This window comes from Bacillus cereus group sp. Bc061, assembly GCF_027715825.1.
In the GTDB taxonomy this organism is placed as follows: Bacteria; Bacillota; Bacilli; order Bacillales; family Bacillaceae_G; genus Bacillus_A; species Bacillus_A paranthracis.
Genome location: NZ_JAQFTZ010000011.1, coordinates 114,482 through 139,558 on the forward strand (window position 1 = coordinate 114,482; position 25,077 = coordinate 139,558).

Sequence of the window (25,077 nt, forward strand, 5' to 3'; positions counted from 1 at the left end):
CCTACGTTCTTAAATGTTTTCCAGGATATATATTTATAATGTGCTTGATTGGAATTACAGTAACAAACATTGTAAGAAAAATTATAAAAACAATATTACACACGAATACATATGGTGTTAACGGTTTTAATAAGTATGTCTGAAAATAAGTATGAATTGTTCCAGAAAACATTTCTAACACCAGAAAAACCAACAACATCGCCACTAGAGAAATAAACAAAATTTGAACATATAGTTCACAGTAAATAGATATATTAGAAGCACCTACTGCTTTTTTTAATGAAATCTCCCTTTCTTTTTTATAAATCCAAAACAACACCGCTGAAATACCCGAAACTACTGCAACAAGAATAAATTTATAATAATACTTATTTGCTGGATCTACATGTGTTACATTTAGTTCCTGAAAATCTCTTTTATTCAATATTTGAACCTCACCCGAAATTACTTCTTTGCTCTTATTCATAAATGTTTTTATTTCTTTATGGATAGATGATGTAGGGTTAACAACTGTTAATTGTAATTGTTTATTCGCGATAATACCTTTTTTAGATATAGTAGGTAAATTTTGAAGTGGAATGTATATGTCTGATACACCGATGTCACTGTCTTTTCTCGATATAGTGCCTATCTTTTTATATGTATCATCAAATTCATATAACTCCTTTACATTCGTTTGATCACCAACAACCATATTATTTACATTTTCACGATGAAAATATTGCCCTTCAGAAATATATGGCGTCCAATAATAATTATCTTTTAAGTTCACAGCTACAATTTTTATTGCACCTGAACTATTCAATGCTTTTAAATGCTCTACGTAAATATCACTTTTTACAAAAATATCTTGTATGACAGGAATTATCGCTTCCAATTCAATTGCATTCGCTATCGGAACATTTAAAATTTGATTTTTTTCTGGGAAACCAATTTGAAAAGCAGATATAAAATTCCGTTTAGACTCTGTTAAAAGTGCGGCTATTGATATGGAAAGAAAAGAAATAAAAAATGCCATAAGAAGAATGACTGAAAACAGTTTGTTGTTTTTTATATTTTTAAAGGCTAAATACATGTCTCTGCTCCTTTTAGATAAGAAGGAGATGATGCACATCCCCTTCTCCTTATCCAAATATTTATAAAGACAACTGTTTAATGCTTTTTACCACTGTAATCGTAAGTTACCGTTACTATCAAAAGTACCTTTGTGTGTATCTTCTTGATAGTCATTATTCTCATTAGCATAGTGCTCAGAATACAGGCCCTTTGCACCAAAAGCGTTATATGCACCATTACTAACCGTGGCATTTAATGCTCTTCCAGATTCATGTGATCCTAATTTATCCGAAGCACTTTCAATATATGAATAACTTCCTTTTGAATTAATAAAAGAAATTGCTACTGAACAACGAGATGCATTTTGATTCGTAGTTGTTTGAGCTCTGTAAGATAGTAGATTACCGCTTTTGTGACCGCTTAGAGTTGGATAGAATGCACTTGTTGAGATTGATGTTGCTAATAACATTAAAGTCGCAATCGAAAAAACCTTTCCCTTCATTCAACAATCACCTCGTAAATTAAATAGTTTTGTAGCGCTACATCGTCATAATACCTCTCAAGTAAATTCTCCTCAATAAGACACCCATATGTTTTACAAACTCTTTAAACACTTAAACATTCATACATTTTTAAAAAGTAACGGATAAGCAAGCAATACAAAAAAGACTGCAGAGAATTTCTTCTCCACAGCCTAATACTTATTTTTGCAAGAACGCTTTTAAATCTGCAAACTGTCTCTTTGCATCTTCATAGCCTTGCTCATATAGATTTTGTAGTTTTGCTGTATCTTTTTCCATACGATCTACTTGAAGCGGTACTTCTGGACGAATAACAAATAAATTACCCGCTTGTTCTTCTTTTTCAATGTAGTGAAGTGTTTCATTATACACTTCATAGCGATTTAGCATCGTGTTAACAAGATTCGGATATTTTTTATAAGCTTTCGCAGCAACCCACCCAAATCTTGATTTTTTCTTTGCGTAGCCATGATTTCGTGTTAAAATTACGACTGATTTTTTAAATCCATCTTCCTGTGCTTTACGAACTGGAATTGGATCAGAAATCCCGCCATCTAACAGTTGCTTACCACGATAATTTACTACTGGTGCAATGAAAGGCAATGAACTAGACGCTTGTAATAAATTTAGTGCATCATCATTCGTTCCTTCTTTTTCAAAATAAACAGACTGTCCTGTTTCACAATCCGTCGTTCCTACAAGGAAACGTTCTGGGCTATTAAAGTATGTTTCAAAATCAAACGGCACATGCTTTTCTGGAATTTCATGAAAAATGAAATCCATATCAAATAGCTGACGTTTTCTCCATAAATTTTTATACGATAAATATTTTGGATGTGATGCATAATCAATATTGACCGTTTTATTTCTATTTCTTTGTCTGGAAAGATACGACGCTGCATGACAAGCACCAGCTGATACACCGATTACATATGGAAAATATAAATCTTGTTCCATAAAGTATTCTAATATCCCGCCCGTATATACACCACGCATACCGCCGCCTTCTAATACTAACCCTGTATTTTCAAGCATGTTACTCTCTCCTCTATATATATTGACTCTTTAATTATTCACCATGTTAAGTATCTTTTTCTATTATATATGAGTTCTTTCAGAAATTATATTTAAAAGACTTGAGAAAATGGAATTTTTTCTTCCAATTATATTTCCAAATGATCGGAGACATCCTTTACGAACCTTTGAATAAAATCTTGTTCTTCTTTCGTGTATCTATCTAAAAGTAACAGCCACTTTTCTTCAGCTTGTTTATGCAATTTCTCATGAGCTTTATATATTTCATTTCCACTTTCCGTTAAGCGAAAGAAAATTTCTTTTTGATTGTCTAACATTTGCATCTTCTCAACGAATTTCTTTTGGAACAACTTTGTACAAACTTTAGAAATCGCACCCTTCGTCATTCCCATTTCTATCGTAATTGCCGTTACATTCATCAGACCATTTTTCCCGATACACTCGATTACATGTAACTCAGATAAAGACATACCACTTACACCTGTCTCACGAAGAAACTTCTCATTTTGTCCTTTCAAATGTTCTTCTCTTTTATGCAAAAGTGTACGAATGTCCGAAAGTATTTCCATTTGTTTCGTTGCATAATCCAATCTGTTCACCCCCTAAGTTTCCAAAGAAACAATTTAACTATATACCATTTTAAAATCATTTTTTCATATTTACAAGTGAGAAAAACATGTTAAACTAAATTTAGTTTCCAAGGAAACTAAAAAGAGGAGGTTAACATAATGAAAAAATCCAAACTACATTTCATTTTATATGTTGTCTGTATTAGTGCCTTACTTGGTTCCTTTGCTCAAAATATTTACACACCTATCTTGCCCATGATTCAAGGTTCTTTTCATACTTCTCTTTATCTTGTAAATGTAACAGTTTCACTTTTCACGTTCATTCTTGCAATTATGCAGCTCGTATATGGACCTTTCATTGATACAAAAGGGAGAAAATCTGTCCTTATCCCTAGTTTAGTCATTAGTACAATTGGTTCAATCGGATGTGCTTTTTCGGCAAACATTTATTTATTTCTCTTTTTTAGAGCTGTTCAAGCTATAGGAATAGCGGCTATACCTGTAGTTTCAGCAACGATTATCGGCGATTTATTTGAAGGAAAAGAACGCGGAGAAGCGATGAGCCTATACCAAATGTTACTTGCCCTCGCACCTGCGATTGGTCCTCTCATTGGTGGTTATCTCGGCAGTATAAATGGCCACTTATCTGTATTTCTATTTTTATCTATACTTGGCATTCTTTTATTAATGATAAACCTTTCACTACTTCCAGAAACAAAACCTACTGTAATGAAGCAACCGCAAGCAAAAAAGAATTACTGGTTTATCTTAAAAAATAAAACTGGATTTTCTATTACTCTTATTGGCTTCATTCAATTTTGTATTTACTTTTGCTTTCTCGTTTTTTTACCGAGTATTTTAACAAATTCATTTCATTTAACTGTAAAGGAAATTGGTCTTATGTTTGTACCAATGTCTCTTTCTATCATGCTGGGAAGTTTTTGCTACAAGTTTTTGCAAAAACGCCTCACAACAAAGCAAACTTTATTTATTACGAGTTTCTTCAATATTATATGTGTCGTTTTATTCTCTTTCACATATAGCATTAATATCCCATTCATCATTATCGTTACATCTTTGTACGGTTTTAGTATGGGACTTTCTATGCCAACTCACACTACTTTGTTAACGGAAGAATTCGTACAAGAACGCGCAACAGCTATCGGTATGTACAACTTCATCCGCTATCTTGGTATGGGCACAGGCCCACTTATAGGTGGATTTCTTTTATTTAACCAAAATTACTTTTGGATTTTCTTCCTAGGCGCAATTATATTTTTACTTGTAATCTTATATGCAATGAAAATGCTACGCTTCCCTGCCACACAAAAAGCAAAATAGAGACCTACAGATGGTCTCTATTTTAAACTCTTTGATCCGCAACAATATGAATATCAATATGTTTCGTCTGTCTCATAATTTCATTTACAATAGAACCTTTTCGAATTTCTTCCCACCGCGTTCTCGCTGATTGCCCAAGTAAAATTTGTGTTACTTGCAATCTTTTCGCGACTTCAATAATAACATCCGCTGGCTTTCTTCCTTTTGCTTCTTCTAATACAAAACTTGCATCAAATTGATTCGTGAGCGCCTTCCACTCTTCAATTGTTTGTTTTTTACTAGCTGAAAGAGAATCTATATTTTCTCTTTCAACATTGAATACATACAATTCAGCGTTTAAGCGATCAGCCATGCGCCAGCCCCGTCTTATTAATTTCTCTGCTGTTGAACTGTACTGTACACAAACGAGAATTTTTTCTTTCACTCCGATTGGTTCTATCACTGTTTGACTAATCTTTTCGTCCATATCGTCAGCGACTTCCCGAAGTGATAATTCTCTTAGTGCTCCTAAATTATTAAGCGTAAAGAAATTTTGTAAGCTTTGCTGTATTTTTTCTTCCTTATATATCTTTCCATCTATTAGTCTTTTCCTTAACACTTCCGGCGTTGCATCAACGAGCTGAATTTCATTTGCTTTTTGTAAAATAAAATCTGGAATTCGTTCTCTTACTTTTACATTTGTAATTTGAGCTACAATGTCATGAACACTTTCTAAATGTTGAATATTAAACGCTGACAATACGGATATACCAGCCTCTAACAATTCTTGTACATCCATATAACGCTTCTTATTTTTAGAGCTGGGAATATTACTATGTGCAAGTTCATCCACTACAACGACTTGCGGCGCACGCTTTATAATTCCTTCCACATCAAGTTCATAAAACACTTTCCCTTTATACTCTATTTCTTTTAAAGGAACCTTTTCTAAATCAGCAATTGCGTCTTCTGTCTCTTTTCTCCCGTGCGTTTCAATTAAACCAATTACAATATCCATACCGTCCTTTTTCATCTCTCTAGCATCATAGAGCATTTTATAGCTTTTCCCTACTCCTGGAGCTGCTCCTACATATAGCTTTAACTTCCCACGATTTTGCTGACGAATATATTCTAAATATTCCTCTGGCATTCGCCTTTGAAACGTCGGTTTATAGTCATCTGCATACAAAACACACACAACCTTTCTTTCGAAACAACACTACCTCAATCCGTTAGATTGAGGTAGCACTGTTACTATTTCAGTAGTTTCTGTAATTCTAAATTTAACTTTAAGACGTTTACGCGGGTCTCTCCAAATAAACCAAGTGCCGCACCTTCTGTTTGATCTTTAATCAATTGCTCTAGCGTTTCTTTCGGAATTTTCGTTAATTTCGAGATACGCTCTACCTGTACGGAAGCTGCCTTCGGACTAATATCAGGATCAAGCCCTGAACCTGAATTTGTCACTAAATCGATTGGTACTTCTGTAACTGGAACGCTCGGATTTTGTTTCTTCCACTCTTCAATACTTTTCTCTACTCGTTTCTCTAAATCTGGATTAGACGGTGCATAGTTATTTGAACCAGACGCTTCTGCTTTATATTCAATACTAGAAACACGCCCATGAAAATAACGTGGATCTATGAAATTTTGACCGATTAATTTAGAACCAATCACTTCATTTTTATCATTATATATTAGACTTCCATCCGCATTATCCTTCATTACTGCTTGTGCAATACCAGTAATAATAAGCGGATATACAAGTCCACACAACACTAAAAATGTAAAAGTAATCCGGATGATTGGTGATAGTATACTTTGTTTCTTCGCCATCTCTTTCCCCTCTTCCTTATATGAACAAGCCGACAATCATATCAATTACTTTAATTCCAATGAACGGTACAATCACTCCACCAAGCCCATAAATAAGTAGGTTTCGGCCCAGTAGTGCATTCGAACTCATCGGTTTATATGCGATACCTTTCATCGCCAATGGAATGAGTAATGGAATAATAACTGCATTAAATAGTAATGCTGATAAAATCGCTGACAGTGGTGATGTTAGTTTCATAATGTTCAATGCTTCCATTTGCGGAATCGCAAGTGTAAACATTGCTGGAATGATTGCAAAATATTTCGCGATATCATTTGCAATACTAAACGTCGTTAACGCACCGCGTGTCATTAACAATTGCTTACCGATTCCTACTACCTCAATAATCTTCGTTGGATTCGAATCTAAATCAATCATATTCGCTGCTTCTTTCGCAGCTGTCGTACCACTATTCATCGCCAATCCAACGTCAGCCTGCGCTAATGCCGGTGCATCATTTGTACCATCACCTGTCATCGCTACAAGTTTCCCTTTATCCTGCTCTGCTTTAATAACTGCAATTTTATCTTCTGGTTTGCACTCAGCAACAAACTCATCTACTCCTGCTTCTTTTGCAATGGTTGCTGCTGTTAATGGGTTATCCCCTGTACACATAACCGTTTTAATCCCCATTTGACGTAACTGTTCAAAACGTTCACGCATACCAGGTTTTACTGTATCTTTTAAATAGATTAAACCGTAAATACGATTATTCACTGCAACTACAAGTGGTGTTCCGCCCTCTTTTGAAATGAAATCTGCTTTTTGATTTACATCTTTCGGAATTGTTCCACCTTGTGACTGAACCCATTCAATCACGCTACCGACAGCACCTTTTCTCACTTTCGTTCCGTCCTGTAAATCAACACCACTCATTCTCGTTTCTGCTTTAAATGGAACAAACTCACCTTGTTCCGCAAGTTCTCTATTATATGATATAGATTTCGCTTGCACATACTCGATAACAGATCGACCTTCTGGTGTTTCATCTAAAACTGAGCTAATCGCAGCCCACTTTCCAACTTGCTCAATCGTTTCATTTCCTACAGGTAATAATGTATGAGCCATTCTGTTCCCGAAAGTAATCGTACCCGTTTTATCTAAAATAATTGTATTAATATCGCCAGCAGCTTCTACTGCTTTACCCGACATTGCTAACACATTAAACTTTGTCACACGGTCCATCCCGGCAATACCAATCGCTGATAATAATCCACCAATTGTCGTTGGAATTAAACAAACTAACAATGCTACAAGTACAGCTGTATCAATTTGAAACCCTAAATAATTTGTGAAAATCGGCAGCGTCACAACAACGATTAAGAAAATAAGCGTTAAACTCGTTAATACTGTATTTAAAGCAATTTCATTCGGTGTTTTTTGGCGAGCAGCCCCTTCTACTAAAGAGATCATTTTATCAATAAATGATTCACCAGGATTACTCGTAATGATAATCGTAATCTCATCACTTACAACCATCGTACCGCCTGTTACGGAACAAAAATCACCGCCAGCTTCTTTTATTACAGGAGCTGATTCCCCTGTAATCGCAGATTCATCAACAGATGCTAATCCTTTTATGACTTCCCCATCACTTGGAATCATTTCTCCTTGTTTTACAATAACAACATCACCTTTTCTTAGATCCGTTGCTGAAACTTGAACAATGTTCCCATTTTCTTTTACAACATTGGCAAACACATCTTTCTTCGACTGTTTTAAAGAATCGGCTTGCGCTTTCCCCCGTCCTTCCGCTAATGCTTCTGCAAAATTAGCAAATAAAACTGTAAATAAGAGAATGAAAGAAACTGTTATATTAAACCATCCTGGTACACTACTAGAATGACTTGGAAGAAACGATAAAATGAACGTAATGATAAATCCAATTTCTACAACAAACATAATCGGATTCTTTATCATGACTTTTGGATTCAATTTCGCAAAGGATTGTTTCATCGCATTTGTTACGATATCACGATCCATCGTTTTCGCTTGTCTAACTTCATCTTCTACAACATGCATTTGTGACTCATTTACCCTTTTTTCTTTTACTACTACCGGTCTCATCATTTACCCTCCATTACTTCAATGTAAGAAATTCTGCAATTGGACCGAGTACCAACATTGGGAAGAATGTTAATGCACCGACAATTACAATTGTTCCGATGAAAATGCCGCCAAATAAACTATTATCCGTACGGAACGTTCCGACTGTTTCTGGCACAACCGTCTTCTCTTTCAATGAAGCTGCAACAGCTAGCATCGTAATTAAACTGAAATAGCGTCCTAAAAACATAACTAAACCAGTTGTAATATTCCAAAACGGTGTATTATCTGCTAACCCTTCAAATCCAGATCCGTTATTCGCAGCTGATGACGTATACTCATAAACAACTTGTGTTAAACCGTGGAAGCCCGAGTTAGAAATCGCTTCTGTTCCTAAATGTGTAGAAAGAGCTAATGCCGAAAATCCTAAAATGAGCAATGGATGAAATAGTATCGTTACCGCAATTAATTTCATTTCCTTACCTTCAATTTTCTTACCTAAAAACTCTGGTGTCCGTCCAACCATTAATCCAGATATAAAAACTGCGATGATCGCATACATAATAATGTTCACAAAGCCTGCTCCAACGCCGCCGTATACTGTATTTAACATCATATTTACGAGCGGAACTAGACCGCCAATTGGTGTTAACGTATCATGCATCGTATTCACCGCTCCAGTTTCAGCAGCTGTCGTTACTGTTGCGTATAGTGAAGAAAATACGGTTCCGAACCTTACTTCTTTTCCTTCTGTACTTCCTTGTACATGTTCAATACCCATTTCATTTAGTGCTGGATTCCCGTTTAGTTCAGATGTCGTAATTGTTATAAACCCTAGTAAAAACACCATGAATAGTGAAATGAAAAGGATGCGACCTTGTTTTTTATTTCCTACCATTCGTCCGTACGTAAATGGAAGTGCTGTTGGCAATAACATCATAAGCATCATTTGCAAAATATTACTCATTTGCCCTGGATTTTCGAAAGGATGCGTAGAGTTGGCTCCGAAAAATCCACCGCCGTTATTTCCAAGTTCCTTAATGGACACGAATGATGCAACTGGCCCGCGTAAAATACTTTGTTTCGCGCCATCAATCGTTTGCGCCGTAACTGCCCCGTCTAACGTTTGTGGTACACCAAGTGCGACAAAGACTAGTGCCGCCATAAATGCGATAGGAAGAAACACTCTCGTTAATGCTCTCGTAAAATCAACGAAAAAGTTACCGAGTTCTTTTCCAGCAAGCCCTCTTATAAATGCCATAACGAGCGCTAACGTCGTTGCCGGTGCTGCAAACATTAAGAATGTAATTCCGATTAATTGTGATAAATAAGATAAACCATTTTCACCGCTATAATGCTGTAAGTTCGTATCAGCCATAAAACTAATTGCTGTATTAAAAGCGAGCGTAGGCTCCATTCCTTCAATGTGTGCTGGATTTAATGGCAATACTCCTTGTAGTCTGAAAATGAAATATACGACAACAATCATAAATCCATTTAATAAAACTAATGATAATGCGTACTGTTTCCACGTTTGATTGTATGCTTTTACACCCGTAATTTTAAAAATAAGTTTTTCAAAAGGCCCGAATACTTTATCTAGCTTTTTACTACCTTGAAAGGCTTTCTCTAAATAAATTCCCGTTGGCTTTGCCACAAGAATAAACAATAGCATTGTAATAACGACTGCAACCCAGATCATAATGAATAACTCCCCCTAATTAAAACTTTTCCGGATTTAATAATGCATACACTAAGTACACCGTAATTGCTGCAACAATAACTGATAAAACAATCATCATGATTGCTTCCCTTCTTTCACAACTTTATCTGACCAACTTGCAAGGCTTATCATCGATGCAACTAACACAACAAAAATCCCGATCATTACAACATCTAACATGGCTATTCCTCATTTCTAATTGTTAAAATTTACCATTAAAATATTAAAAAAGAACACTGAGCTCTACTCAGTGTTCAAAAAATGAACAACAAAAAGTAAACCTCCTCTCTAAACGCTTACGAGGTTAGCTGTCGGATTCGGGCCTAAAGAGTAGCCCTACTTTCAAAACTGAAAGATTCACCCCAAGTGACGATGCACAAAATTGGTTCCCCCGCTCCATTTCTGGAACTCAGCGATTTTAGGTTTTTTTGGAAATTTTATGAATGATTTATGAGAGTAAATATACTCCTCTATATTTCACTTGTAAAGAGCTAAATTACTGAAAATAAGAAAATATCTATCTGTTTAAACGCTTACATTGAGTGTTATTAATATTTTTTCATCTGTTTTCTCGTCTTTTCTTTCTTTTTCACATAAATGATCTTTTAAATACGAAATAAAAAGAGCGAATGACATGAAGTGCATAGCTTGTTGCACTTAGCATTCGCTCTATTTTTATTCACTATTTATTCTCCTCGTAAAAAAGCACGTAAATTTCTCCCGCGAATATAAACTTGTGACAATTCTGCATGTAGCTGCTCATATTCGATAACATCTGTTTTTAAATATAAAGCATCTTTCGATGGCAATATGATATAGGGCCTTGGAAAAATAGGATCAAGTACCACCAATTCTTGAACTCGCTCTACCGATACCGCCCAACGATTCGCTATATCTCCTAGTAACAACACCTTCATCTTCTTCTCCCCCGCCCTATTCAAAAAATAAAAAAGAAATATTATCACAATTCGTAAACACGACAAATGTAGCTCCAATTGTTTCATAGAGCCTCGCTGGGTATCGTTTATTCCTTGTAACAACAGTAATAGGTGCTTGAAAAGAAAAGCGAATGTGTTCTGTAAAGAAGCTAATAATTGGAAGCTCATCTCCTAGTAAAATCACCTTCTTAATACACTCACAAACACTAGCAAAATCCTGCTCCTTACTACAGCTATACGTCCAATCAAACCCACAATTCCTCACTTCAGCCGCTATCTCTTCATTTGCGGTAAAAATAATTAACTCATGTTGAAACGCTACTAAATCTATTAAACTATTTACCTTGCTTTCTTCTCCAACACAAATAAGTGTTAGTTCCATATACCTCATCCTCCTTAGCATAAAAGAACTCAAACATAGATTGATATTCCCCTATACTAATCAGATCGATGAGGTGATGTATCCATCATGGCACCATCCTCTCTCAAGACGCTTACGAAGTTAGCTGTCGGATTCGGACTTTGAGAGTAGCCCTACTTTCAAAATTGAAAGATTCACCCCTAGTGACACTGCACAAATTGGTTCCTCCGCTCCATATAATTGGACTCAGCGTATTACAAAAAATATATTCTGGCTGATATATTACTCTTGTATCTAGAAAAAGTAAACAGAAAAAAAAGCCAGTTATACAACTGACTTTTGTCTACTTATACATGTGCTTTATTCAATTTATATGCAAAATGATTCGTCGGTCCATGACCACTTCCAATATGTAGCGGCTCTTCAATTGCTATACTAATAAATTGTTTTGCTTCTTGAACTGCCTCTTCAATTGAGTATCCTTTCGCAAGTCCAGCTGTAACCGCTGAAGCAAATGTACACCCGCTTCCATGCGTTTGCTTTGAAGGAATTCGTTCACTTCTAAATTCAATAAACTTTTCTCCATCAAAAAGTAAATCAATTACTTCATTACCTTGATATTCTGCATGTCCGCCCTTCATAAGTACATATTTCGCCCCTAATTCATGCAATACTTTTGCAGCCTCTTTACTATCTTCAACGTTATGAATTTCTAGCCCCGTTAACACTTCTGCCTCAGGAACATTCGGCGTTACAACTGTTGCTACTGGCAATAAATATTCTTTTAACGCTTGTACTGCTTCTTGCTGTAATAATGATGCACCGCCCTTAGCAATCATAACAGGATCTAGTACAATATTATTCCAGCCAAATTTATTAATATGTTCTGCTACAATTTGAATAATTTCGCTGCTAAATAACATTCCTAATTTCACAGCATCTGGTGTTAAATCCGTACCAATTGAATTCAACTGTTCCGTAATACCTTCTAACGAAACTGGATATACCCCTTGAACGCCAAGCGTGTTTTGAGCAGTAATTGCCGTAATAGCCGTCATCCCATACACACCAAGCTCTTGGAATGTTTTTAAATCTGCTTGAATGCCGGCACCGCCACCGCTATCAGATCCTGCAATTGTTAAAGCTTTATTTACTTTCATCCCACTCATCCTTTTCTATCCAAAATAACGATGATAAACTGTTTTTGCTTCACTTATATCTTTCGTTCCATGTACAAGTACACGACCATCTTTAAAAGCAACTAATCTCTTTTCTTCCACAGAAAATGATAATAAATATGGATTTACATTTAAATCATTTACACGATCATGCAGCAGCTCTTTGTATCGTTCAAAATCCATTTCCTCTTTATGAGGTGGTCTAATTTGAACTGTATTTCTCCCGCATAACACTGCTGTTTTCGATGTATTTTCTTTGTTTAAATAAGGATATAATGCATTCTCTCCGCACGAAGGGCAATTATGTTTACGAAGCTTTTGCACATTCATACATGAATATTCATTCTTCCATACATCAAACGATACAAGTCCATCTCGAAGTGATTCGTAATCTTCCACTAACAGTTTAAGTGCTTCCGTTACTTGATGAGAAACGACGAGAGATACAGCAGGTGATATAATCCCCGCTGTATCACATGTCGCTCCGCCAAGCGGAATCGATTGTAATAAACAAGATAAACATGGCGTTTTACTAGGAAGGATTGTGTAAGAAAGACCATAACTTCCTACACATGCTCCGTAAATCCATGGAATAGCATATTTTTGTGCCATATCATTCACAATGAAACGCGTTTCGAAATTATCAGTTGCATCAATCATTACATTAACGTTTGTAACGAGTTCTTCTAACTCCTCAGCTGTTACATCTTGAACGAGCGCTTCTACTCTTACTTCACTATTAATCTCTTCTAGACGCTTCTTCGCTGCTACAGCTTTCGGAAGATTATTTTTCACATCACTCTCTGCATACAATTGCTGCCTTTGTAAATTACTCCAATCGACATAATCCCGGTCAACAATCGTTACTGTACCAACACCAGCTCTTACAAACATTTCTGCATTTGCACTACCTAGTGCGCCTGCACCGATAATAAGCACATGCTTTTCCCTTATCTTTTGCTGTCCTTCTTCTCCAATTGGAGAAAATAGTTCTTGGCGAGAATATCGATTATTCAACTACGCTCATTCCTTCTAAAGGACTACTTGCCGTTGCACAACGTTTACGTGCAATACGACCTGCTTCAAAGCCTAAACGGCCTGCCTCAATACTTAATTTCATTGCTTGTGCCATTTTAATAGGATCTTTTGCTCCTGATACAGCTGTATTTAATAACACACCATCTGCTCCTAATTCCATCGCAAATGCCGCATCAGCCGGGCTACCGATACCAGCATCAACGATAACTGGTACTGTCGCTTGTTCAATAATAAAGCTCAAATTCAATGGATTTACAATACCAAGTCCTGATCCAATTGGAGATGCTCCTGGCATAATCGCATGCACGCCAAGTTCTTGTAATTTACGTGCTAATACAACATCATCAGATGTGTACGGAAGTACGATAAATCCTTCTTCTAGTAACATTTCAGATGCCTTTAACGTCTCTACCGGATCAGGTAATAACGTTCTATCATCACCAATAACTTCTACCTTTATCATGTCGCAAAGCCCTGAAGCTTTTGCTAATTTTGCAATACGAACAGCTTCTTCAGCATTTTTTGCTCCGGCTGTATTCGGTAATAACGTATATTTTTTTACATCAAGTCTCTCTAATAAATTAGGCTGCTTTGCATCAAATATATCCATACGACGTACTGCGAACGTTAAAATTTCTGCCTCAGATACATCAATTGCCTTTTGCTGCACATCAAAATCAGGGAATTTTCCTGTTCCTAATAAAAGTCTAGAATGAAATGAAAATGGTCCAATGTTTAACATAATCAACCGCCTCCTACGAAAGTTACAATCTCAATTTGGTCTCCATCAAAAACAGATGTATCTGTATGATCATCTTTTTGTAAAATATCTTTATTACGCTCTACTACAACAATTCTGTTATCTAACTCTAAATGTGTAAGTAGCTCAGCTACTGTTTTCACACTCTCTGGCACTTCAATTTGATTACCATTAATTTTTAAATTCAAACTTCCATCCCCTTTCTAAACTGTTTTAGAAAGCAATGAATCTAGCAAGTGATTCTCCTGCTTTCCTTCTATTAAATCAGCCATATATTGACCAGAAACAGGACTTAATAAAATGCCGTTTCGATAATGGCCTGTGCAAGCATATAAACCTTTTATTTCTTCATGCTCTCCCATATAAGGAGCTTCATGATTCGACTGTGGTCTTAATCCTGCCCATGCGCTTTCCCATTCCGCTTCTTTTAATGCTGGCAATATTGTATACGCGCGCTCTAATATAGAAGTAATACTCTCTGGTTGCACAGTTTTATTGAATGTACGGGGCTTCATCGTTGCTCCAATTACGTAACGTCCGCCACGCTTTGGTGCAATGTAAAATCTTTCTTGGAAAATAGGCGCCTTTAAAAGTGGTTTTCTACTTCTGACCGCTACTACTTCTCCTTTAACTGGATATGTACCCCATTCGCGGTGAAAATAACCTAGTAACTTCGTGCTCCATGAGCCACCCGCAATAACAACTTTTTCGCAAGCGATCATACCTTCGCTTGTCACAATTCCAGTCACTTTCTTATTTTCAATACGGATATCAAATACTTCTGTTTGCTCATATATATCAGCACCCGAGAATGATGCGGAATGTGCGAATGCTTTCGTAAGCTCTGGTGCAATAACATGACCATCTTTCGGATAATATACAGCCCCTATAATTGACTCAGATAGATACGGCTCTTTCTCTCGCAAACGATCTCCCGCTAGGAAATAAGAATCTTCACCGGTTTTCTGCTGCCAATCCATAATGTGAAGAATTCTTTCCTTCTCATCTTCATTTTGAGCAATGCGATAAATGCCTTTCTCTTCATACCCAATATCGATGCCTGTTTTTTCGCGTAAAACTTCTGCAAGTTGTGGAAATATAGCACGGCTTTCTCTCGCAAGTTCAAATAGCGGGTCATATTCATCCCATTCTGCCTGCACCCCAAGTAAACCAGCGGCTGCTTTCGAGGCTTCAGATGCAATCTGTTGCTTCTCTACAATCGCTACTTTATGGCCTCTTTCTGCTAGAAAATGTGCAACTGAACTACCAATTACACCACCGCCAATTATCGCTACATCATACTTCTTACACATGTTTTTCCGCCCACTTTCTTATTGATTCCTTATAAGATTTCGCTTTGCTATACGGGTTACTACTACTTATAATCCCAGACATAACAGCAATACCACTGACGCCGTTAGTAAGAACATCTCCAGTGTTTTCCGGAGTGATTCCTCCAATTGCTGTAATCGGTATGGATAAACACTTTGCAATGTCTGAAATTTCTTCAAGCCCTCTCGCTGGCACACCTTTTTTACAATCTGTCGGAAATACATGACCATAGACGAGTGAATCCGCGCCATTCTTAAATGCATCAATCGCCTCTTCTAAAGAATGCACAGAATAACCGACATGCAAATAAGAAAACTTTTCTTTCACTGACCTTACATCAGCGCTTCGATATCCTAGCTGCACGCGCGGAATATTTAATAAAATAGCAATATCAATTCGATCATTTATCACTATTTTCGATGCTGGAAAGCCCTTCTTCAAAAGACTTTCCACACCTTCATACAATTCCTTCGTACTTTTCTCACGCTCACGAATATGCAAATAATCAATTTCACTTTCAATTTGCATCGCTACATTCACTAACTCTTCGAATGACATGTGACCATTTGAGATTACATGAAGCTCATTTTTCATATTCATTCGCCTACTTTAAAATGTTTTCGAATAACTCATCGGCCGGAACGATTTCTTTCGTCATTCCTTTATCTTTCAACCATTTATTTTGTTTCTCCCATGACTCTTTTGAATCTGATAAAAATGGCTCATCTTTCGTTTCCATCTTCTCTAATAAAATTTTCATACTTTCCTTTTCAACTTCTGGCACAAGTGGGAAGTTTTCTTTTTCTTGATGATTTAATAAAATATTCAATGCTTCATCTGGGTTTTTCTTCATAAAATCATAGCCTTTTTTCGTACCACGCAAGAAAGCTTGCAAAGCTTCTTTATCTTTTTTCAATGTTTTATCACCTGTTACAAATACGAGCTCATGATAATTCGGTACACCATAATCTGCTGGATTAAAGTATGCTGGTTCATGACCTTCATGACGCATAACAGGTACTTCGTGGTTAATATATGCTCCTGTTACCGCATCCACTTTTTTCGTAATTAATGCTGGTACTAAATCAAAACCAACATCGACTACTTTCACTGTATCTGGATTACCACCAGCTTCTTTTACCATCGTTTTTAAATACATCTCACTTAAAGGTGTTCCAGAATACCCAACTGTTTTACCCTCTAAATCTTTTGGCGATTGAATGCCTGCAGACTTCAGCGATACAACATGATTTAATGGTGAACGTACGACGGCTCCAATTGATTTCACTGGAATTTGTTCATTTGCTTTTGCCATGACAACATCTGGCTGATAATATAAGCCAACTGTTACTTTTCCTGCAGCTGCTAACGTTAATGGGTCAGTCGGATTAGAAGGGAATTTAATATTTACCTTTACTCCTTCTTCTTTAAAGTAACCTTTTTCAATTGCCGCATAAATAAAGCTATGTACCGCATTTGGGTACCAATCAAGCATGACCGTTATTTCTTTCTCTTTTTTATTCTTATCTGATGCTGAATTACTCGAACATCCAGCAATCATTGCAACTAATAATGTAAGCACAAAGATGCGTTTTAAAAATTTCATGAATGCTTCCTCCAACTAATGAATTTCTTTTCTAATACCGAAATAAGTACGACGAAGAAAATAGCTAATAATGATAACAATACAATGGGTGCAAATACACCTGCCCCGTCTAATTGCGTCATCATTCTCTTACTGAAATATCCTAGCCCCGCTTGTGCACCGAGCCATTCACCAATTGCCGCCCCAATTACACTAAGCGGTACTGCAATTTTTAAAGCTGAGAAAAAATAAGGAAGAGCAGACGGCAATTTTAATTTAAGAAAAACATCTTTTTTCGTTGCCCCATACGTAACTAAAAGCTCTTCCCATTCTTTTTTCGTACTGCGCAGTCCATCATACGTATTAACCGCAATTGGGAAAAACGTAATTAAAACCGTAACAACAACCTTACTCCAGATCGTATATCCAAACCATAAAACGAAAAGCGGAGCAAGCGCTGTAATAGGAATCGTTTGTGAGGCAACTAATAATGGATAAAATGCTCTCTCCATCCAATTACTCGCATTCATTAACATCGCTAGCCCTACCCCAAGTACGATAGAAATAGCCACCCCTATTAAAACGACATATAATGTTGCTGGCAAATGAACCGTAAATAATATGTCTTTTAGTTTCCATATCTTCATTACAATTGCAGACGGTGACGGTAAAATGTACATTTCATCTACAATTCTTGCGCCTACTTCCCAAAGAGCAAGTAAAATACTAGAAAGTGTAAGAGCAGGTAATAGCTCCTTCAACCGGTTCATCATACGAGTACCTGCCTTTGCAACATACTAAGAAGCTCATCTTTCAGCGCTAATACTTCCGGTTTATATAAATCTTTTCTTGTCCGATTATGATCAAGCGGTACAATCCTCTCGGTTAAAGTAGTTATCGGTTGCTGCTCTACCACTAAAATTCGATTAGAAAGAAACAATGCTTCTTCCACATCATGAGTGATAAATAAAATTGTTTTTTCCCACTCTTTCCATTGTTCAAACAACCATTCCTGCAAAGATGCCTTCGTTAAAGCATCCAACGCGCTAAACGGTTCATCTAAGAGCAATATCTCTCCGCCTGTTAATAAAGTTCGAATGAAAGATACGCGTTGCCTCATACCACCAGATAAATCTTTCGGATATTTTGTCTCATATCCTTGTAAACCAAATTTGTGTAACAGTTCCTTTGCCTTTATTTGTGCTTCTTTCTTCTGTACACCTTGGCACTCTAGCGGCAGGGCCGCATTCTCAATAATCGTTCTCCATGGCAGGAGCATATCTTTTTGGGGCATATACCCTACAGGATGGCTCTTTGTTTCTGTTAGTTCTATCTGTCCCGTACTCGCTTCTTCTAAACCTGTAATAAGGCGAAATAAAGTACTTTTCCCGCATCCACTCGGTCCGATAATGCTTACAAACTCTTTATCTTGTATAGAAGCATTTAATTCATTAATGATTGGCTTCTCATCATAATGAAAAGAAACATTATGAAACTGTAGTATGTTCTTGCTCCTCAAATCCCCACATCTCCTTACGGTAGGACATATCCCAGAATAAATATTCAAATCGACTGGAATATAGGAAAATCTCCTCTAATCGATCTAGCTCTTTTTCAGACTTTCCAACTGCCATTTCATTTAATAAATCTATTAACCAAATACAAAGATTACCGTATTCTTCCGAACTATATCCTTGAATCCACTCACCAAAGAACTCATGATCTCTTGCTCCAGGAATATCATTTAAACGCTTTCCAATCTCCCAGTAGCTCCACATACATGGAAGAAGTGCTGCTATTAATTCCGCAAGTGTGCCATTTTGAGATACAGACATCATGTAATTTGTATAAGCTAAATTTTTAGCAGATGGCTTTGCAGACTCTATCTCCTCTATAGAAATTCCAAGTCTTTTTGCATACTGTTTATGAATTGTCATTTCTCCATTTAATATCCCATCAATTTGTTCAGCAAATTTCCCCATAACTTGTGGATTTGTTGCCTTTACAACACCGATCGCATATAACTTTGCATAATCTAACAAGTATAAATAATCTTGAATAATATAATACTGAAACTTATCTTTTTCTAACGTACCATCCCCCATACCTACAACAAATGGATGATTATGACTCATCTCCCAAACTGGTTGTACAGTTTCTAATAATCTATCGCAAAATTTCATTTCTCTATCCCCTTTCAATTTATATATCTAAATAAAAAACCACTTCTAAATAAGAAGTGGTTACAGCAAATAAAATTATAATTTATTCGTTGCTCCACTTCCCTTCGCTAGTATTATCTAGATCAGGTCTGTAAGGGTTAAGGATTATTCCTCTCTCAGCACAACAAGCACCCCTAGTGGTTTCAATATGAAATTTTCAAATAAAAAAGCCCCGTTTCTATACGCAAAGAAACGGGGACTCATTATTAGTGTCCGAATTGCTTCCCTACGCTAGCATAATCTAGATCAGGTAATAAAAAGGATCAAAGACTTAAGGTCTTACTCTCAGCTGGCAACACCAGCTCTCCTAGCAAACTATAAAATTATCACTGTCAGTATAACACCGTAATAAGACATCATCAACTGTTTTAATTTTCTCAATTGTCAACAAAATAACAAAACCATATAACACTTATATTCTATCTTAGAAATTATTATCCTAATAAATTGGATAAAAAGGAATCATTATCCTCAAAAAATTTATTTTTATATTGATTTCATATTACATTTATGTGAATACACCCACTATATTATATCTTTATACTATAATAAAATTACAACTATACAACTAGAGGAGGTCTCTATTATATGAATATGAAAGCTACTGCTTTAACAGCAACTACTGTCGCAATTGCTTCTTTACTTCCTTCTATGGGAGAAACAAATGTACAAACAGCCAACGCTGAACAATTATCTAATGTGAAAACTGGATATGTCAAAGTCGATCAAGTAGCCTTACATACAAAAGATAACGCAAATAGCTCATCAATTGATACAATTCGCTTTAATACGAAAGTGAATATACTTGAAACAACTAATGGCTGGTATAAAGTATCTGTTAATAATAAAGTAGGTTACGTACAAAAAGATTCTATTCTACTAAAAAACAAACTTCAATCTAATAATCAATATATCGTCAATGCCAATGCATTAAACGTTCGTTCTGAACCTAATTTAGAATCTTCAATTTTAGATGTATTACCAAATGGGAAATTCGTTACTATTCAAGAAGAACAAGGTGAATGGTATAAAATTTTACATAATGGCAAAACAGGTTACGTACAAAAGGCATTCGTATCTAATGGTTCACAGCCTTTAGTAAAAGGCATCACAGTTCAAAATAATACGAAATACACAGTTGCAACACCTAAACTTAATGTGCGTAGCAACGCTAGTACAAGTAGCGCACTACTTGGTTCATTACAAAATGGTACACAATTACAAGTAGTGGAAACTGTAGGAACTTGGTATAAAATTCGTTTTGGCACAGGATACGGATATGTGGCAAAGCATTATGTAGTGCAAAATCAAACGCAATCACAAGCTCAAACGACTCAACCTACTTCCATTCCAGCCGTTTTCAAATTCCCTACTCAAGGAAAAATTAGCTCAACATTTGATATGCGCTGGGAACAAATGCATTATGGTATAGATATCGCAGCTCAGGGTAATGTCTCTATCCAGGCTGCTGCGGCAGGTAAAGTCGTGAAATCATATTATTCAGCTAGCTATGGCAATGTTGTGTTCATCGCCCATCAAATAAACGGGAAATTATATACAACAGTCTATGCTCACATGAAAGATCGCACTGTACAAGCTGGTGATCAAGTACAAGCTGGACAATTAGTAGGTCATATGGGAAACACAGGTCATTCATACGGGCAACATCTTCATTTTGAATTACACAATGGAGAATGGAATTTTGAAAAAACAAATGCAGTAAACCCACTGCCATATTTAGTTAGGTAAATTGTATGCCACGCAATATCAATATACCTCTCTTAATTGAATACTTAGCCTTTTTAGGCTTAATCTGTTGCTTAGTAATTTATAATACAAATACTGTATTTTTATCTATTATCATTGCTTTTGTTGCTTTAGAAATTATGATGGAAGCTTTTCAAGTTCAACTAAAACAAAAAATTGCCCATATTTATAATGCCATTTTTCTATTAAGTGCTTTAATAACAAATATTATTAGTAATGGTTTTTATTTATCTACCGTATTTCCCGTATTTTTTATGGCTGTTTTATTATTCATAGCTAGATACATTCATGTCCCTAATAACAAAAAACACGAACAAGAAGCTTAGAAAGAGGAGACACTGTGTACCAATCTTTCAAAGATAATCCGATAAAATATATATTGAATTTATACAAAAAAACAAATACTTTTTTTGGTATACAAGGAAGCTATACGGCACAATTTCTCCTTTATGGAATGTTATTTCTCGTCTTAATTACATTCTCCTTGCTTTACTAATAAAAAAAGGATCTCACAATTGAGATCCTTTTTAATTTATATAGAAAGTGCCCTTTATCCACAAGCATATTTTTCATAAATAAAGCTAAGATTATATTTTTTCTCTAAGCTCATTCTTTGTTCATCATCACACCAATAGAACAGAATATCATGAATCGTTGCATAACGCTTATTTTTAAGAAACAGTTTAAAGAAAGATGGTAAACAGTCATGTAATTGTATAAATATATAATTGCGTAATATTTCTTCTTTATATTTAATGCCCTTACAAATATACAATAATTCTTCACAATAATATGCATGTTGTGGAACTTGGATCATTTCAAAAAATGGCACATATGATAATAACTTTCCAATAAAATGATCATATCGATCCATTATCCCTATCGTCATATGCTCCATCATATCTTTCATTACATATAAATAATCATCTACATGAGTAGTCTTGAGTGGGTCTAATCGATCTGAAATTTGAGAAAGTACAGCCCTTTGGCAAGCTAACACCGCTTGGCTAGGTCCATAATATGATAGAAAGTCTGTACACTTACGATACTTTCGTAATAAATCATATGTATATAAGTCATAAACAAAAGTATTACAATACATCGCTAAACTCATCATATCACTATTTAATTGCTCTTTTGATAGTGACTTAGCTCTCTTACACATATAAAAAAATGTAAATTCTAATACTTCTTTATGGGATAATAAATGTTTACAGTCTGTTATACATTTCTCATTAAATTTAACTCTATCCCAAATTTCTACATCTCCATCAGTTAATTCACCAATACGATATTTAATTATTAAATAGTTTAAAGCAACCGCCTGCGTCAAAAGATCCCACGTTTCATATTCCAATGAAGTATGAACAAACTCAGCTAGCCCTTGAGTTACCATAAAAGTATTCGCTTCTTCATACCAACCAATTTCTTGGCATAAGCGAAGAATACGTACTAAAGTTGGAATTTCGTCTTTATGAAATTGCGGTAAATTCTTTGCTTTATTCATTCCATATACGATAAATGCCGCTAAATTTTCTTCTTTATAAAATTCTTTTTCTTTCCACACTAATATAGTTCGTTCTTTCCCTTCACCTTTTGGATGACAAGGTACAAGCAAAGAAAATAATTCAGCGAAATTATTTGGTTCTATATATGTATCTGTAACCAAATTCCAATTTGGATCGCGCTGTACAGCCTTCATATAATTCCCCTTCCCTTTTATCTACATAGGAAATATTAATCCATTATCACATCATTAACAATAAATATTGTTATATTCGAAATCAATCATAATACTTATATCTATCAGTATATCATTTTTTCTCTTATTTATAATTAGGAATGACAAATTTAAATAAACTGTCGAAATTACTAACTGTATACTTATTATATAATGGCTCAGATACATCATGCTAACATATTAGCTTAACCCTATATACTAGAATAATGTATCTGATTTTTATACGTAACGTATTACACTAATTAAAGTCTCACTTCATTCCGTATGCTCTGATATTTCACTTAAAGCAAATCCCGCTTGATCATCTGCCGATTCTTTTATAGCTAAATCTCCTAGTGCTAACATCCCAACGAGTTGACCACTCTCAACTACTGGCAATCGTCTAATTTGATACTGTGCCATTAACTCTGTAGCCTTTTCAATAGGATCATCTGGAGAAACTGAAACAATGTTTTTTGTCATTACATTTGTAATTTTATTAGATCCAGGATGTTTTTCAGCAATCCCTCGAACAACTAAATCTCGGTCCGTAACAAGACCAACAACTTGTTCATTTTCAACAACCGGGATCAATCCAATCGATTCTTCTTTCATCTTTACAGCAGCTTCATATACATTGTCTAACGGTGTACACTGTACAATATGAGTGCTCATCAAGTCTCTCACTCGTGTCATTTGTATCTCCTCCTTTTTATACATACCATAGCTTTTCCTAAATCCCTTTATTTATTTCAGGAAAATCAGTTGATAAAGGAGAATGAACGCACAATAAAAAAGAGTCAGCATATTGCTGACTCTTTTTTTATGACCCGTACGGGATTCGAACCCGTGTTACCGCCGTGAAAGGGCGGTGTCTTAACCACTTGACCAACGGGCCATGGCTCCGCAGGTAGGACTCGAACCTACGACCGATCGGTTAACAGCCGATAGCTCTACCACTGAGCTACTGCGGAATAATATATGGTGGGCCTAAATGGACTCGAACCATCGACCTCACGCTTATCAGGCGTGCGCTCTAACCAGCTGAGCTATAGGCCCATATACTTTACAGGGGCAGTAGGAATCGAACCCACACTGGAGGTTTTGGAGACCTCAGTTCTACCTTTAAACTATGCCCCTAAAGGATGCCGACTAGAGGACTTGAACCCCCAACCTACTGATTACAAGTCAGTTGCTCTACCAATTGAGCTAAGTCGGCATAAAAAAATGGTGGCTCGGGACGGAATCGAACCGCCGACACGAGGATTTTCAGTCCTCTGCTCTACCGACTGAGCTACCGAGCCAAACATAAATGGCGGTCCCGACCGGGGTCGAACCGGCGATCTCCTGCGTGACAGGCAGGCATGTTAACCACTACACCACGGGACCATTTGGTTGCGGGGACAGGATTTGAACCTGCGACCTTCGGGTTATGAGCCCGACGAGCTACCGTGCTGCTCCACCCCGCGATGATAAAATATTTACTTTATAAAAAATGGAGGAGGTAGAGGGATTCGAACCCCCGCGCGACTCTCGCCGCCTGTCGGTTTTCAAGACCGATCCCTTCAGCCGAACTTGGGTATACCTCCATGAAGGAAAAAATATTTTATTATTTATGTCTAAACCATTTCAAAAGAAAATGGAGGAGGTAGAGGGATTCGAACCCCCGCGCGATTCTCACCGCCTGTCGGTTTTCAAGACCGATCCCTTCAGCCGAACTTGGGTATACCTCCGAGACATATAATAAAGAAAGTGGAGCCTAGCGGGATCGAACCGCTGACCTCCTGCGTGCAAGGCAGGCGCTCTCCCAGCTGAGCTAAGGCCCCATGTTTTTGGGAATATCGGGAAGACAGGATTTGAACCTGCGACCCCCTGGTCCCAAACCAGGTGCTCTACCAAGCTGAGCCACTTCCCGTTATTAAAAGCGCGCCCGAGAGGAGTCGAACCCCTAACCTCTTGATCCGTAGTCAAACGCTCTATCCAATTGAGCTACGGGCGCATATGGTGCCGAGGGCGGGGGTCGAACCCGC

General features: G+C 36.5%; 27 protein-coding genes, 13 tRNA genes and 4 riboswitches. Of the genes, 3 read left to right on the forward strand and 37 right to left on the reverse strand.

Annotated features, from left to right (window positions below; translation table 11 throughout):
* Position 1: 1 nt before the first annotated feature.
* The 4 genes from PDQ40_RS24235 to PDQ40_RS24250 form a co-directional block, all read right to left on the reverse strand.
* On the reverse strand, positions 2-1,075 hold the full coding sequence (locus tag PDQ40_RS24235; RefSeq protein ID WP_270691708.1) for an ABC transporter permease: 1,074 nt from the start codon (positions 1,073-1,075) through the stop codon (positions 2-4).
* An 87-nt stretch (positions 1,076-1,162) separates the two neighbouring features.
* The gene (locus tag PDQ40_RS24240; protein ID WP_000676979.1) at positions 1,163-1,558 is read right to left on the reverse strand and encodes a hypothetical protein; all 396 of its coding nucleotides are present in this window, start codon (positions 1,556-1,558) and stop codon (positions 1,163-1,165) included.
* A gap of 199 nt (positions 1,559-1,757) precedes the next feature.
* The gene (locus tag PDQ40_RS24245; RefSeq protein ID WP_000892680.1) at positions 1,758-2,612 is read right to left on the reverse strand and encodes a patatin-like phospholipase family protein; all 855 of its coding nucleotides are present in this window, start codon (positions 2,610-2,612) and stop codon (positions 1,758-1,760) included.
* Between the two features lie 128 nt (positions 2,613-2,740).
* Entirely contained in the window at positions 2,741-3,202 is a 462-nt protein-coding gene (locus tag PDQ40_RS24250) for a MarR family transcriptional regulator (RefSeq protein WP_270691709.1), read from the reverse strand.
* A 138-nt stretch (positions 3,203-3,340) separates the two neighbouring features.
* On the opposite strand from PDQ40_RS24250, the gene PDQ40_RS24255 reads away from it, so the two are divergent.
* The gene (locus PDQ40_RS24255) at positions 3,341-4,522 is read left to right on the forward strand and encodes an MFS transporter (RefSeq protein ID WP_000748676.1); all 1,182 of its coding nucleotides are present in this window, start codon (positions 3,341-3,343) and stop codon (positions 4,520-4,522) included.
* Positions 4,523-4,544: 22 nt separating this feature from the next.
* Here the strand turns inward: PDQ40_RS24255 and kdpDN are convergent, their stop codons facing one another.
* The 18 genes from kdpDN to tenA all read right to left on the reverse strand — a co-directional run bounded on the left by kdpDN (position 4,545) and on the right by tenA (position 19,521).
* Complete coding sequence (gene kdpDN / locus PDQ40_RS24260; protein WP_214328600.1) at positions 4,545-5,699, reverse strand: KdpD-like non-kinase potassium sensor; 1,155 nt, start codon at positions 5,697-5,699, stop codon at positions 4,545-4,547.
* Between the two features lie 56 nt (positions 5,700-5,755).
* The gene (gene kdpC / locus PDQ40_RS24265) at positions 5,756-6,337 is read right to left on the reverse strand and encodes a K(+)-transporting ATPase subunit C (protein ID WP_214328599.1); all 582 of its coding nucleotides are present in this window, start codon (positions 6,335-6,337) and stop codon (positions 5,756-5,758) included.
* Positions 6,338-6,353: 16 nt separating this feature from the next.
* Entirely contained in the window at positions 6,354-8,444 is a 2,091-nt protein-coding gene (gene kdpB, locus PDQ40_RS24270) for a potassium-transporting ATPase subunit KdpB (protein WP_001248035.1), read from the reverse strand.
* Positions 8,445-8,457: 13 nt separating this feature from the next.
* Complete coding sequence (gene kdpA / locus PDQ40_RS24275; protein WP_074543993.1) at positions 8,458-10,125, reverse strand: potassium-transporting ATPase subunit KdpA; 1,668 nt, start codon at positions 10,123-10,125, stop codon at positions 8,458-8,460.
* Between the two features lie 19 nt (positions 10,126-10,144).
* On the reverse strand, positions 10,145-10,225 hold the full coding sequence (gene kdpF / locus PDQ40_RS24280; protein ID WP_000973728.1) for a K(+)-transporting ATPase subunit F: 81 nt from the start codon (positions 10,223-10,225) through the stop codon (positions 10,145-10,147).
* Positions 10,222-10,326, reverse strand: a complete 105-nt coding sequence (locus PDQ40_RS24285) for a hypothetical protein (protein ID WP_000887891.1) — start codon at positions 10,324-10,326, stop codon at positions 10,222-10,224. Before PDQ40_RS24285 ends, kdpF begins: the two co-directional genes overlap by 4 nt.
* Before the next feature lie 99 nt (positions 10,327-10,425).
* Positions 10,426-10,571: riboswitch (cyclic di-AMP (ydaO/yuaA leader) on the reverse strand.
* A gap of 261 nt (positions 10,572-10,832) precedes the next feature.
* Positions 10,833-11,063, reverse strand: coding sequence for a hypothetical protein (locus PDQ40_RS24290; protein ID WP_000866315.1), 231 nt, complete (start codon positions 11,061-11,063; stop codon positions 10,833-10,835).
* A gap of 16 nt (positions 11,064-11,079) precedes the next feature.
* On the reverse strand, positions 11,080-11,466 hold the full coding sequence (locus PDQ40_RS24295) for a hypothetical protein (protein ID WP_000424071.1): 387 nt from the start codon (positions 11,464-11,466) through the stop codon (positions 11,080-11,082).
* 93 nt (positions 11,467-11,559) lie between these two features.
* Positions 11,560-11,707: riboswitch (cyclic di-AMP (ydaO/yuaA leader) on the reverse strand.
* A gap of 85 nt (positions 11,708-11,792) precedes the next feature.
* Complete coding sequence (thiD, locus tag PDQ40_RS24300) at positions 11,793-12,605, reverse strand: bifunctional hydroxymethylpyrimidine kinase/phosphomethylpyrimidine kinase (RefSeq protein ID WP_000867406.1); 813 nt, start codon at positions 12,603-12,605, stop codon at positions 11,793-11,795.
* A gap of 15 nt (positions 12,606-12,620) precedes the next feature.
* Positions 12,621-13,640 (reverse strand): thiazole biosynthesis adenylyltransferase ThiF, encoded by a 1,020-nt coding sequence (thiF, locus tag PDQ40_RS24305; protein ID WP_001065443.1) that lies wholly within the window; start codon positions 13,638-13,640, stop codon positions 12,621-12,623.
* Positions 13,633-14,403 (reverse strand): thiazole synthase, encoded by a 771-nt coding sequence (gene thiG, locus PDQ40_RS24310; RefSeq protein WP_000931988.1) that lies wholly within the window; start codon positions 14,401-14,403, stop codon positions 13,633-13,635. Before thiG ends, thiF begins: the two co-directional genes overlap by 8 nt.
* Positions 14,404-14,405: 2 nt before the next feature.
* The gene (gene thiS, locus PDQ40_RS24315) at positions 14,406-14,609 is read right to left on the reverse strand and encodes a sulfur carrier protein ThiS (protein WP_001049505.1); all 204 of its coding nucleotides are present in this window, start codon (positions 14,607-14,609) and stop codon (positions 14,406-14,408) included.
* 15 nt (positions 14,610-14,624) lie between these two features.
* Positions 14,625-15,734, reverse strand: coding sequence for a glycine oxidase ThiO (gene thiO, locus PDQ40_RS24320; protein WP_098487573.1), 1,110 nt, complete (start codon positions 15,732-15,734; stop codon positions 14,625-14,627).
* Complete coding sequence (gene tenI, locus PDQ40_RS24325) at positions 15,727-16,347, reverse strand: thiazole tautomerase TenI (RefSeq protein ID WP_000787179.1); 621 nt, start codon at positions 16,345-16,347, stop codon at positions 15,727-15,729. Before tenI ends, thiO begins: the two co-directional genes overlap by 8 nt.
* 10 nt (positions 16,348-16,357) lie before the next feature.
* The gene (locus tag PDQ40_RS24330; RefSeq protein ID WP_000670443.1) at positions 16,358-17,359 is read right to left on the reverse strand and encodes an ABC transporter substrate-binding protein; all 1,002 of its coding nucleotides are present in this window, start codon (positions 17,357-17,359) and stop codon (positions 16,358-16,360) included.
* Positions 17,356-18,108 carry an ABC transporter permease gene (locus PDQ40_RS24335; protein WP_044790963.1) on the reverse strand — a complete coding sequence of 251 codons (753 nt, stop codon included), beginning with the start codon at positions 18,106-18,108 and terminating at the stop codon, positions 17,356-17,358. Before PDQ40_RS24335 ends, PDQ40_RS24330 begins: the two co-directional genes overlap by 4 nt.
* The gene (locus tag PDQ40_RS24340; protein ID WP_001256806.1) at positions 18,108-18,857 is read right to left on the reverse strand and encodes an ABC transporter ATP-binding protein; all 750 of its coding nucleotides are present in this window, start codon (positions 18,855-18,857) and stop codon (positions 18,108-18,110) included. The genes PDQ40_RS24335 and PDQ40_RS24340 overlap by 1 nt, the downstream gene beginning before the upstream one ends.
* Entirely contained in the window at positions 18,826-19,521 is a 696-nt protein-coding gene (tenA, locus tag PDQ40_RS24345; protein WP_000666826.1) for a thiaminase II, read from the reverse strand. Before tenA ends, PDQ40_RS24340 begins: the two co-directional genes overlap by 32 nt.
* 82 nt (positions 19,522-19,603) lie before the next feature.
* A riboswitch (TPP riboswitch) is annotated at positions 19,604-19,706 on the reverse strand.
* 60 nt (positions 19,707-19,766) lie between these two features.
* Positions 19,767-19,879: riboswitch (TPP riboswitch) on the reverse strand.
* A gap of 269 nt (positions 19,880-20,148) precedes the next feature.
* Here tenA and PDQ40_RS24350 point away from each other — a divergent pair.
* Entirely contained in the window at positions 20,149-21,309 is a 1,161-nt protein-coding gene (locus tag PDQ40_RS24350) for an SH3 domain-containing protein (RefSeq protein ID WP_001056061.1), read from the forward strand.
* Positions 21,310-21,314: 5 nt separating this feature from the next.
* Positions 21,315-21,653 (forward strand): hypothetical protein, encoded by a 339-nt coding sequence (locus PDQ40_RS24355; RefSeq protein ID WP_001137811.1) that lies wholly within the window; start codon positions 21,315-21,317, stop codon positions 21,651-21,653.
* 224 nt (positions 21,654-21,877) lie between these two features.
* Here the strand turns inward: PDQ40_RS24355 and PDQ40_RS24360 are convergent, their stop codons facing one another.
* From PDQ40_RS24360 to PDQ40_RS24430, 15 genes are all read right to left on the reverse strand, one after another.
* On the reverse strand, positions 21,878-23,029 hold the full coding sequence (locus PDQ40_RS24360) for a DUF3965 domain-containing protein (RefSeq protein WP_000648924.1): 1,152 nt from the start codon (positions 23,027-23,029) through the stop codon (positions 21,878-21,880).
* A 294-nt stretch (positions 23,030-23,323) separates the two neighbouring features.
* Positions 23,324-23,743: a CBS domain-containing protein gene (locus tag PDQ40_RS24365; protein WP_000199015.1), complete on the reverse strand. Its 420-nt coding sequence runs from the start codon at positions 23,741-23,743 to the stop codon at positions 23,324-23,326.
* A 130-nt stretch (positions 23,744-23,873) separates the two neighbouring features.
* A tRNA-Glu gene (locus PDQ40_RS24370) sits at positions 23,874-23,945 on the reverse strand.
* A gap of 1 nt (position 23,946) precedes the next feature.
* Positions 23,947-24,021 (reverse strand) — tRNA-Asn (locus PDQ40_RS24375).
* Between the two features lie 8 nt (positions 24,022-24,029).
* Positions 24,030-24,106: transfer RNA gene (locus PDQ40_RS24380), tRNA-Ile, on the reverse strand.
* Positions 24,107-24,116: 10 nt separating this feature from the next.
* Positions 24,117-24,187 (reverse strand) — tRNA-Trp (locus tag PDQ40_RS24385).
* Positions 24,188-24,193: 6 nt separating this feature from the next.
* Positions 24,194-24,266 (reverse strand) — tRNA-Thr (locus tag PDQ40_RS24390).
* 9 nt (positions 24,267-24,275) lie between these two features.
* Positions 24,276-24,351, reverse strand: a tRNA-Phe gene (locus PDQ40_RS24395).
* Between the two features lie 9 nt (positions 24,352-24,360).
* A tRNA-Asp gene (locus PDQ40_RS24400) sits at positions 24,361-24,436 on the reverse strand.
* 3 nt (positions 24,437-24,439) lie between these two features.
* Positions 24,440-24,516, reverse strand: a tRNA-Met gene (locus PDQ40_RS24405).
* Positions 24,517-24,543: 27 nt separating this feature from the next.
* Positions 24,544-24,636 (reverse strand) — tRNA-Ser (locus PDQ40_RS24410).
* A 51-nt stretch (positions 24,637-24,687) separates the two neighbouring features.
* Positions 24,688-24,780, reverse strand: a tRNA-Ser gene (locus tag PDQ40_RS24415).
* A gap of 20 nt (positions 24,781-24,800) precedes the next feature.
* Positions 24,801-24,873 (reverse strand) — tRNA-Ala (locus tag PDQ40_RS24420).
* A gap of 15 nt (positions 24,874-24,888) precedes the next feature.
* A tRNA-Pro gene (locus tag PDQ40_RS24425) sits at positions 24,889-24,962 on the reverse strand.
* 10 nt (positions 24,963-24,972) lie between these two features.
* A tRNA-Arg gene (locus PDQ40_RS24430) sits at positions 24,973-25,046 on the reverse strand.
* Positions 25,047-25,077 lie beyond the last annotated feature (31 nt).

Bases quoted from the DNA above. Each gene is read 5' to 3' on its own strand.
- PDQ40_RS24235 (WP_270691708.1), bottom strand. From the start codon at position 1,075: ATGTATTTAGCCTTTAAAAATATAAAAAACAACAAACTGTTTTCAGTC.
- PDQ40_RS24335 (WP_044790963.1), bottom strand. From the start codon at position 18,108: ATGAACCGGTTGAAGGAGCTATTACCTGCTCTTACACTTTCTAGTATT.
- PDQ40_RS24350 (WP_001056061.1), top strand. From the start codon at position 20,149: ATGAATATGAAAGCTACTGCTTTAACAGCAACTACTGTCGCAATTGCT.
- kdpF (WP_000973728.1), bottom strand. From the start codon at position 10,225: ATGATGATTGTTTTATCAGTTATTGTTGCAGCAATTACGGTGTACTTA.
- thiG (WP_000931988.1), bottom strand. From the start codon at position 14,403: ATGTTAAACATTGGACCATTTTCATTTCATTCTAGACTTTTATTAGGA.
- thiO (WP_098487573.1), bottom strand. From the start codon at position 15,734: ATGTGTAAGAAGTATGATGTAGCGATAATTGGCGGTGGTGTAATTGGT.
- PDQ40_RS24290 (WP_000866315.1), bottom strand. From the start codon at position 11,063: ATGAAGGTGTTGTTACTAGGAGATATAGCGAATCGTTGGGCGGTATCG.
- kdpC (WP_214328599.1), bottom strand. From the start codon at position 6,337: ATGGCGAAGAAACAAAGTATACTATCACCAATCATCCGGATTACTTTT.
- tenA (WP_000666826.1), bottom strand. From the start codon at position 19,521: ATGAAATTTTGCGATAGATTATTAGAAACTGTACAACCAGTTTGGGAG.
- PDQ40_RS24355 (WP_001137811.1), top strand. From the start codon at position 21,315: ATGCCACGCAATATCAATATACCTCTCTTAATTGAATACTTAGCCTTT.
- PDQ40_RS24285 (WP_000887891.1), bottom strand. From the start codon at position 10,326: ATGTTAGATGTTGTAATGATCGGGATTTTTGTTGTGTTAGTTGCATCG.
- PDQ40_RS24245 (WP_000892680.1), bottom strand. From the start codon at position 2,612: ATGCTTGAAAATACAGGGTTAGTATTAGAAGGCGGCGGTATGCGTGGT.
- PDQ40_RS24255 (WP_000748676.1), top strand. From the start codon at position 3,341: ATGAAAAAATCCAAACTACATTTCATTTTATATGTTGTCTGTATTAGT.
- PDQ40_RS24295 (WP_000424071.1), bottom strand. From the start codon at position 11,466: ATGGAACTAACACTTATTTGTGTTGGAGAAGAAAGCAAGGTAAATAGT.
- PDQ40_RS24330 (WP_000670443.1), bottom strand. From the start codon at position 17,359: ATGAAATTTTTAAAACGCATCTTTGTGCTTACATTATTAGTTGCAATG.
- kdpA (WP_074543993.1), bottom strand. From the start codon at position 10,125: ATGATCTGGGTTGCAGTCGTTATTACAATGCTATTGTTTATTCTTGTG.
- PDQ40_RS24365 (WP_000199015.1), bottom strand. From the start codon at position 23,743: ATGACACGAGTGAGAGACTTGATGAGCACTCATATTGTACAGTGTACA.
- tenI (WP_000787179.1), bottom strand. From the start codon at position 16,347: ATGAAAAATGAGCTTCATGTAATCTCAAATGGTCACATGTCATTCGAA.
- kdpB (WP_001248035.1), bottom strand. From the start codon at position 8,444: ATGAGACCGGTAGTAGTAAAAGAAAAAAGGGTAAATGAGTCACAAATG.
- PDQ40_RS24240 (WP_000676979.1), bottom strand. From the start codon at position 1,558: ATGAAGGGAAAGGTTTTTTCGATTGCGACTTTAATGTTATTAGCAACA.
- PDQ40_RS24360 (WP_000648924.1), bottom strand. From the start codon at position 23,029: ATGAAGGCTGTACAGCGCGATCCAAATTGGAATTTGGTTACAGATACA.
- thiD (WP_000867406.1), bottom strand. From the start codon at position 12,605: ATGAAAGTAAATAAAGCTTTAACAATTGCAGGATCTGATAGCGGTGGC.